The sequence below is a fragment of the Oleiphilus sp. HI0079 genome (assembly GCF_001635105.1).
Map to the genome: position 1 here is coordinate 21,730 of NZ_LWFT01000895.1, position 8,455 is coordinate 30,184.

Consider the following 8,455-nt stretch of genomic DNA (forward strand, 5'->3'; position numbering starts at 1 on the left):
CTGTTTCGATGGTGTAATCATAGGGGCGTAGGGGGCGTAATTTGATCGTCCGAAGGGATTAAAGTGATTGTGAAATAGCGAAAACGCGTGACTTGTGTCACAAAATATCTAGATTAACTCTAGTTGACGCGCTTTTGCTAACGCCTCGGTACGACTTTTCGCGCCAATTTTTCCGTAAATGTTTCTGATGTGCGCTTTGACCGTAGCAGGTGCTAACGACAGTTTCTGAGCAATCTCTTTGTTGGCGAGTCCTTGGTCGATCAAAGACAGTACTTCAAGCTCTCGCTGGCTAAGAGGTTCTAAAAGCCTTAGGTTGCCCTCGAGTGCTGCCGCACCCGGAAGTTGCTGGCTGGCTTTGTTTGGCTGCTGCACGCCAAGCTCTTGGCTAAGTTTTTTCAGATAACTATCGGAGATATCGGCCGAGCGGCCTAATGCGATTACACTGACCGAGTCAACGTCTTCATTGGTGAAGATGCGCGTCATGCTCTCCTTGCCTGCGAGGTTAAGGGCTTCGTTAATTGCGCTTGTTGCGCGTTCTAGCTTTTTGGCTTTGAAAAAACAAAGGGCTTTGAGGTGTAATGCCTGAATTAGGTTGTAGGTGTGGTGATGCTCTCTCGCTTGTTCAGCAATGCGCTCGGCAATCTCTAGCGCAAGCGGGATGTTTTTCTGTTTCAGGTAGAGTCGAGCCTTACACAGATTTATGTCCTCAAAATTAAGAGGTAGCTCGTTAATGGTTTTAGAATCGATTGATTCGAGAACGACATTAGCACCTTCAAGGTTTTCAATTGCAATTAGGCAGCGTGACTTCAGCGCTCTAAGACTTGGCGGCGTGTACATCATTGCATCTTTCTTGTGCTCGTACACATTGATTGCGTCGTCTAACCGTTCAATTGCTTCAATGTATTGGCCTTGTGCAAATAGAACATTTGCCTGTGTGTACTGGATTAATATGTGCAGACCGGGTTCTGTCCCAATGTTGATGTGTTTTAACAAGGGGTTGATATACGCCGCCGCGATGGTTTTCTCGCCTCGCTCAAGGTAAATCATTGCGAGAATACTGTTCTGCCAACAAGAAATGATTCGCGGTTGCGAGGGGTCGTGTAAGCTATCAATCCATTGCTGGTTGTGCATGCCGGTTTCAAGTGCTGCGTCTAGCTTTCCTTGAAAAAAGTAAATCCAGCCAAGCAGGCCGCTGCTGGAAAGCACGGTGGTATACTTTTTCTCGCGTTTACCGTGGTCGATAGCCGACTTTAGAGCAAACTCTGCTGACTCAAGATCACCCACTGTAAAACTGTCTAGACCAATGCCGTAGTAAGTGACTGATTTAAGGGGCATATTGGTGTTATCAAGCTCTTCAAGAACCTGCTTGGTAAGTGAATGAGCGCTACGAAGATCTGACTGAGACCGAGCAATGTATGAGCGGATGAGCGAAATTTCGCTATGAAGGTCTATTAGTTCATTGGCGCTGGTTTCTACTTCTGCGATCCGCTGTTGATCAACAAGCGCCTCCAGCTCGTCCAAAAGAGGTTGAATTACTTCGATTTTGTTACTGAAAAATAAAGCCCATATTCTGAGCATGAGCAATCTCGGCGATTTTGCTCTCACAGCTTCCGGTAGCGCAGCAAGCCACTCGAGCATTGGCAAGTGGTGGCCTTCGTGGATCAAATTGTTCCCATTGGTTTCTAGCAGCTTTGCAAGTAGCGACCATTCTTGAAGCTGCACGGCAAGCTCTATGGCTTCATGCGATTGTTTATGATCTATCAGCCAGTCGATCGCTTTGGTTTGCAGTGAGGAGAGTCGCTTAATGTCTGTCTTACGCAATCTTTTGAGCAAAGCGTCTCTGAACATTTCATGGTAGCGATACCAGTCGCCCTGATTGTCTAAAGGGATAACGAAGAGATTTTTGCGCTCTAGCGCATGAAGCATATCGTGGCTGTTATTGGTGTTACGGATTTGGTCACAAAGCTCTGCGTTCATTCTTAGCAGGCAGGATGAATCGAGCATGAAGTCGCGTAAGGTATCGGGCTGTAAAGATAAAATTTCATTGATGACATAGTCTGAGAAGTGACGGTCATCCGCGAGCAATTGCTGTGTGTTGAGGTACGCTTGTTCGTTACTTGGCTTCGCTGACGCAGAGAGCGCCGTAAGCTGCATTGCGGCAATCCAGCCCTCTGTTCGATTAAAAATGCTTTGAATCTGACTATCTGTGAGTGATAGCTCCATATAATCAGAGAAAAACGTTTTTGATTCGTCGTAACTAAACATCAGATCTGAGGCGTAAATTCCGTCTACCCAGTTCTTGACGCTCCAGCGTGAAATTGGAAGATTGGGCTCAAAACGCGTGGTTAGCACAAGCTCGACGTTTGGTGGCATGAAGTCGACAAAATAAGCAAAGCTGCGCAGCGTTTCGTTGTCTTCAATGTTGTGAAAGTCATCAAGGACAATGCTTAGCTCGTTACCACTCATCGACCAGACGCTGAGTTCGTTCACCAGTGATGTGACCGCGGCTTCTACATTCGCTTGCTCTGTGAGTAGGGCGTTTGCTTCGGTACCAAAGTCATCGACAACCGTTTCAATGCTGCCAATAAGATACTGCCAAAACCGGATCGGGTTGTTGTCATGCTCATCAATCGATAACCAGCATATTTTTCGGTCTTGCTTGTGAAGCCATTGCAGAATAAGTGTCGTTTTGCCAAAGCCCGCAGGAGCGGAAACCAGAACCAGTTTTCGTGCTGCTCGTGCGTTTAGCCGATCTAAGAGACGTGACCGAGAAACACTTTTAAGATTGTATGCAGGAGCGAGAAACTTGGTTTTGAGTAGCATTTATACGGGTTCTTTGAGTTGTTCTTGCTATCACGGGATGTTTGCTATTGATAAGGGCAAATCCTATGCCTTTCGTCAAAAAAGTAAACTTAATACCCGTTCATCAAACGGGGCGTGAGTAACTCAGAAGAATGCGTATTTCATGCCGATGCCCAGCAATAAAACGGCAAGGAACGGTTGTAGGAGTTTTCCTGGAACCTTTTTGCTAAGTTTTGAGCCGACAAAAATGGCAGGGATAGAGCCGCAAAGCAGGGACGCAAGCAATACGAAATCAATATGGCCAAGCTGCATGTGACCCAAGCCTGCGATCAGTGTAAGCGGAACTGCGTGAGCGATGTCTGTTCCGATGATCGTGACAGGGCTTAATCTTGGATAAAGCACCATCAGAATGGCTGCGCCGAAGGCGCCAGCACCAACAGACGAAAGGGTAACGCAAACCCCTAAAAAAACACCCATTACGACAGTTAATTTGGTCTGATGCCGTTTGAGCCAGCTCATTTGGTTGTCGCTCAAGGCGTAAGAACGCATTAGGCGGCCTTTCAACAAAATGACCGCTGCAGTGAACATCAGCATTAATCCCAGTGCTGTCAAAAGGATTCCTTGGTATTCCGCAGCGTCCGAAAACACATATTTGAGGATAAACACGGTTGCAATTGAGGCAGGGATGCTGCCGCAACTTAAGCGGAGAACGATTCCCCAGTTAATCGTTTTTTGTCGCGCATGCGCAACAATGCCGCCAGCCTTCGTGCCGGCTGCGTACATTAAATCTGTGCCGATGGCGATATGAGGAGGGTAGTTGAACATGATCAATAGAGGGGTCATCAGCGACCCACCGCCAACACCTGTAAGCCCAACGGCGAACCCGACGCCGGCGCCCGCCAAAACATATTGTAAAAAACTGGCTAAGGCCACAAATTCCATATTTTTAGTCTATATTGTTAGCGATCTAATAGAGCTTAAGTAGAAAGAGTAATATATAGGATGTTTTTATTCTTCAAAATAATAATTACTTATAGCTTTATACTCATAAGTTTGGACTAGGGACTGCAAAATGAAGTTACAACAGCTGCGTTATATTTGGGAAGTCGCTCACCATGACCTTAATGTCTCGGCGACTGCGCAGAGTTTATATACCTCGCAGCCAGGAATTAGTAAGCAGATCCGACTGTTAGAAGATGAGCTTGGTGTCGAGGTGTTTTCTCGAAGTGGAAAGCATTTGACGCGAATTACTCCCGCCGGTGAGAAAATTCTCTCGGTGGCTGGTGATATCCTCTCTCATGTCGAGAATATTAAGAAAATAGCTCACGAGTTTAATGATAATCGCACCGGTGAGTTGACCGTAGCCACTACGCATACACAAGCGCGGTATGTTCTCCCGCCCATCATTAGTCGTTTTATGAAAAGTTATCCTGATGTTTCATTGCACATGCATCAGGGGACGCCCGCTCAGATCTCGGAGATGTGCTCGGATGGAGTCGTCGATTGCGCTATTGCGACGGAGGCGCTAAGTCAGCATGCGGACTTAATTATGATGCCTTGTTATCGTTGGAATCGCGTTGTGGTCGTACCCAAGAATCATCCTCTGCTGAGTGAATCTAAGCTCACGCTTGAGCGGTTGGCTGAGCATCCGATTGTGACGTATGTTCTTGGTTTTACAGGACGAGCAAAGCTCGATGAGGCTTTTTCTTCGAAAGGTTTGGAGCCAAATGTCGTATTCACGGCTTCTGATGCCGATGTTATCAAAACCTATGTCCGACTTGGTCTTGGAGTTGGCATTATTGCTTCGATGGCGTTTGATCCCGTAAGAGATTCAGACTTGGTGGCGATACCGGCAACAGACTTATTCCCTGATGCGATCACTAGTATTGCTTTGCGTAAAGGAACATTCATGCGCGGATTCATGTATGAGTTTTTAGCAGAATTTGCGCCGCATTTAACGCGAGACTTGGTTGATGAAGCTTTCTATAGTCATGCCCATAGAGAAGATGTGTCGAAAGTGTTTGCAGAAGTCGATATTCCCCGATACACCACTTAGGTGGTTCGGGGAATGGGTGAATGCAACTCTCAGCGACGAGTTGACGTTCACTGGCTGAATTTATTTGATGTGCAGACCGCATTCTTTTTGCGTTTCTTCTTCCCACCACCAGCGGCCTTCTCGCTCATGCTGGTTTGGTAATACTGCTCGAGTGCATGGCTCACACCCAATGCTGATAAAGCCTTTTTCGTGAAGCTTGTTGGTTGGCACTTCGCTCATGCGAAGGTAGTCCCAAACCTCTTTTGACGACCAGTTTGCTAGCGGATTGAATTTGATTAAGGTTTTGCCTTCAGCAGCGTTGGCCGTATCAAGCTCTATGACAGCCACTTCTGAGCGTGTACTTGGACTTTGATCTTTGCGTTGTCCTGAAATCCAAGCTTCTAGCGTGGCGAGCTTTCGACGTAAGGGTCTTACTTTTCTGATTGCGCAGCACTCTTTATGGCCATCCTCATAAAAACTGAACAAGCCCTTTTGTTTGACGAATGCTTCTAGCTCGTCCGTATTTGGCGCCATCAACTCGAGGTCAAGTAAGTAATGTTGACGAACGGTGTCTAGAAAGAGATATGTCTCAGGATGGAGTCGGCCAGTGTCCAAGCTAAAAACTTGAAGGTTGTCGGTCAATTTGTGGCTTAGTTCGATGAGTGCAACATCTTCTGCACCACTGAATGAAATGGCAATGTTTCCAAAGTGAGAGAAAGCAAACTTAAGAACTTCGCGGGGCGACTTTTCCGCAAGCGAAGAATTCAGAGCGCTGATTGCTTCCGGAGTAAGGTTTTCTGCTTGCGTAAAGTCGTATTCCATTGTCGTGATATCTCGCTGGGGGATGTTGTAGAAGGCTTTGGATTGTATCGATGATTTATCAATATGCAAGCTGAAGCCTTTTCGTTAGAATGGCGCCCAAATTTTTGTCATTTAACTTGAAGTTAGTATCGGGAGTATGCGACGTGGAATTAGTTTGTCTGGATTTAGAAGGTGTCTTGATTCCGGAAATTTGGATTGCTTTTGCAGAGAAAACAGGAATTGAAGAGTTAAAAGCAACGACTCGTGATATCCCTGACTACGATGTTTTAATGCAGCAGCGTTTGCGTATCCTTGACCAGCACGGTTATGGCCTGAAAGAAATCCAGGAAGTCATCGATACACTTGACCCGCTTCCTGGTGCAAAGGAGTTTGTTCAGTGGTTGAATGAGCGTTTTCAGCTTATCATCCTATCGGATACATTCTACGAATTTGGTATGCCGTTTATGGCGAAGCTTGGTTTTCCGACACTTTTTTGTCACAAGCTCGAAGTCGCCGACGATGGGCGAATCACTAACTACCTTTTGCGCCAAAAAGATCCGAAGCGTCAGTCGGTTAGGGCGTTTCAATTGCTAAATTATCGTGTGATTGCAGCGGGTGACTCCTATAATGATACGACGATGCTGAAGCAGGCTGAGGCTGGTATTTTGTTCAAGTCTCCGCAAAACGTGATTGATGAGTTTCCTCAGTTTCCTGCTGTACATACTTATGACGACCTTAAAGCTGAGATTCTTAAAGTCAGCACCACTCGGTCTTCTTAATTTTTATTCCACTTGGAGTAGTGAATGTCTGAGCCTTCAGGCGAACGAATACAAAAGGTGCTTGCGCAAGCAGGCCTTGGCTCTCGCAGAGAGATTGAACGTTGGATCGCAGATGGTCGCGTAAGCGTAAATGGTGATGTCGTTACCTTGGGCGCGCGATTATTGCCATCTGATCATGTTCGAGTGGATGGTAAGACTGTCAAGCTCGACACAGATGTGCGTATTGATCCGCGCGTTATTGTCTATAGCAAGCCGGAGGGCGTGATTTGCTCGCGTTCTGACCCAGAAGGCCGGCCAACTGTGTTCGAAAATCTCCCCAGGCTAAAGAACCAACGATGGATCTCTGTAGGTCGCCTTGATATCAATACTAGTGGTTTACTTATTTTGACGACGGATGGTGATTTGGCGAATCGATTAATGCATCCCTCGTATGAGGTTGATCGTGAGTATGCTGTGCGTATTCATGGAGAAGTTGATGATGCAATGCTCGCTCGACTCAAAGAAGGTGTTCTGCTTGAAGATGGCGTTGCGCGTTTTACGGATATTCAACCAGCGGGTGGCGATTCCACAAATCAGTGGTTTCATGTCGTGTTGATGGAAGGTCGTAATCGTGAGGTGCGTCGGCTTTGGGAGTCGCAGGGTGTGCAGGTAAGCCGCCTAAAGCGCGTTCGCTATGGTTGTATCTTTCTACCAAGCCGTTTGAAGGTTGGCGCGTGGGAGGAATTGAACAATAAAGAAATCAACGAGTTGAGGTCGATTGTCTCTTTGCCTCCTGTTCGGATAAAAGCCAAAGACCCCAAAGTGAAGGCGGAAGATCAGCGTAAGCAACGCAGGGCCTTTAAGACTAAGCCTTCGCGGACCAAGCGTCGCTAGCCTCATGTACTCACTTTAGCATTGCCCTCAAGCCTTCTTGGCTTCAGGGCGATCGCTGATCGATTTGTTGACTGTTATAACCTGATTGCGGCCGGTGCGTTTTGCCGCGTATAACGCTTTGTCGGCGCGATTGATAAAGTCTTGTAGCGCTTCATCTGCCTCAAACTCAGCGCATCCAAAGCTCGCGGTAACCGCAAGGTTTGCTTCTTCGTAGGCAAACAGATGATTCTCAATAGTTTGTCTTAGTCGCTCGGCGGTAAATTTCGCTTGGTCGATGTCAGCATCATCAAGAAGCAGTAAAAACTCTTCTCCTCCATATCGGAAGCATAAGTCGCTTTTTCTGAAGTTGTCTTTTATGAGTGTTGCGAGCTGTTTGAGAACGACATCGCCACAATCGTGGCCGTGCTGGTCATTGATGGACTTGAAGTGGTCGACGTCCATCATGATCGCTGTAAGCGGTGTTTTGTGGCGAACCGCACGCTCTGCTTCTCTGTGCAGGCTGGCTTGCAATGCACGTTTGTTTCCCATGCCGGTAAGTTCGTCAGTTAATGCGTTTGCCAGTGCCTCTTGGTATAGCAGGGCGTTTTTGAGGGGAAATACCAAGGTGCTAGCCATGAATTCTACGATCGAAATTTCTTCTTCTGTGTAGCGTTTACGGCGATTAATAGTAAGTTTGCCGAGTTTGGTGTTTTCAATAGCTAGGTTGAATTGGCAATTGTGCGCGCCTGATTCCTCCCCAAAGCTGTACGCATTGCCATCGTTGGTTTGAAATCGAACAAGGCCGGGACGAATAAGTTCCGAAAGCTCTTGAACAAATATCTCGATTAGGGTTCCGATATCAAGCGTCGTTTGCAGTCTTCGTACTGTTCGAGTCACCGCGTCATTAGAGTCAACGATCTGTCTGCTAATGTTTTTGTAGGTCGAAGTTACCTTGGCGCGGTTGAAGTCGATTGTTTGTGCCGCTTTGTCGTTGGTATCCATAATGATCCCTTGATTCTTACAACGTAATAGACGTAATGTTGATTTTGGTTCTGTTAAGCGAGCGGTGTGCCAAGAATAAAATGAGCTATAAAAACAAAGGCTTAAATGGTTTTTTGGGGTGCTGTGACGGCCTTCTGACATCTTTCTTGATGTTTTTGAAGGTTGCGGTCAAAAAAATGACGGC

At 46.7% G+C, this 8,455-nt stretch carries 7 protein-coding genes; 3 read left to right on the forward strand and 4 right to left on the reverse strand.

The window, feature by feature from the left end; genetic code table 11:
• Nucleotides 1-108: 108 nt before the first annotated feature.
• Nucleotides 109-2,823, reverse strand: coding sequence for a LuxR C-terminal-related transcriptional regulator (locus tag A3750_RS16595; protein WP_068457753.1), 2,715 nt, complete (start codon nt 2,821-2,823; stop codon nt 109-111).
• A gap of 123 nt (nt 2,824-2,946) precedes the next feature.
• Entirely contained in the window at nt 2,947-3,744 is a 798-nt protein-coding gene (locus tag A3750_RS16600; protein ID WP_068457752.1) for a sulfite exporter TauE/SafE family protein, read from the reverse strand.
• Nucleotides 3,745-3,874: 130 nt separating this feature from the next.
• Here A3750_RS16600 and cysB point away from each other — a divergent pair, with 130 nt between their 5' ends.
• Nucleotides 3,875-4,858, forward strand: a complete 984-nt coding sequence (gene cysB / locus A3750_RS16605; protein ID WP_068466234.1) for an HTH-type transcriptional regulator CysB — start codon at nt 3,875-3,877, stop codon at nt 4,856-4,858.
• 60 nt (nt 4,859-4,918) lie between these two features.
• Here the strand turns inward: cysB and A3750_RS16610 are convergent, their stop codons facing one another.
• The gene (locus tag A3750_RS16610; RefSeq protein ID WP_068457355.1) at nt 4,919-5,659 is read right to left on the reverse strand and encodes a phosphoadenylyl-sulfate reductase; all 741 of its coding nucleotides are present in this window, start codon (nt 5,657-5,659) and stop codon (nt 4,919-4,921) included.
• Between the two features lie 143 nt (nt 5,660-5,802).
• Here A3750_RS16610 and thrH point away from each other — a divergent pair, with 143 nt between their 5' ends.
• Both thrH and rluB read left to right on the forward strand, forming a co-directional pair.
• On the forward strand, nt 5,803-6,417 hold the full coding sequence (gene thrH, locus A3750_RS16615) for a bifunctional phosphoserine phosphatase/homoserine phosphotransferase ThrH (protein WP_068457352.1): 615 nt from the start codon (nt 5,803-5,805) through the stop codon (nt 6,415-6,417).
• A 24-nt stretch (nt 6,418-6,441) separates the two neighbouring features.
• Complete coding sequence (gene rluB / locus A3750_RS16620) at nt 6,442-7,290, forward strand: 23S rRNA pseudouridine(2605) synthase RluB (RefSeq protein ID WP_068466235.1); 849 nt, start codon at nt 6,442-6,444, stop codon at nt 7,288-7,290.
• A 27-nt stretch (nt 7,291-7,317) separates the two neighbouring features.
• Here the strand turns inward: rluB and A3750_RS16625 are convergent, their stop codons facing one another.
• Nucleotides 7,318-8,271: a GGDEF domain-containing protein gene (locus A3750_RS16625; RefSeq protein WP_197466202.1), complete on the reverse strand. Its 954-nt coding sequence runs from the start codon at nt 8,269-8,271 to the stop codon at nt 7,318-7,320.
• Nucleotides 8,272-8,455 lie beyond the last annotated feature (184 nt).

What these genes read in the sequence shown, in the direction of transcription:
- cysB (WP_068466234.1), top strand. Translation starts at nt 3,875, where the DNA reads ATGAAGTTACAACAGCTGCGTTATATTTGGGAAGTCGCTCACCATGAC.
- A3750_RS16595 (WP_068457753.1), bottom strand. Translation starts at nt 2,823, where the DNA reads ATGCTACTCAAAACCAAGTTTCTCGCTCCTGCATACAATCTTAAAAGT.
- A3750_RS16610 (WP_068457355.1), bottom strand. Translation starts at nt 5,659, where the DNA reads ATGGAATACGACTTTACGCAAGCAGAAAACCTTACTCCGGAAGCAATC.
- A3750_RS16625 (WP_197466202.1), bottom strand. Translation starts at nt 8,271, where the DNA reads ATGGATACCAACGACAAAGCGGCACAAACAATCGACTTCAACCGCGCC.
- rluB (WP_068466235.1), top strand. Translation starts at nt 6,442, where the DNA reads ATGTCTGAGCCTTCAGGCGAACGAATACAAAAGGTGCTTGCGCAAGCA.
- A3750_RS16600 (WP_068457752.1), bottom strand. Translation starts at nt 3,744, where the DNA reads ATGGAATTTGTGGCCTTAGCCAGTTTTTTACAATATGTTTTGGCGGGC.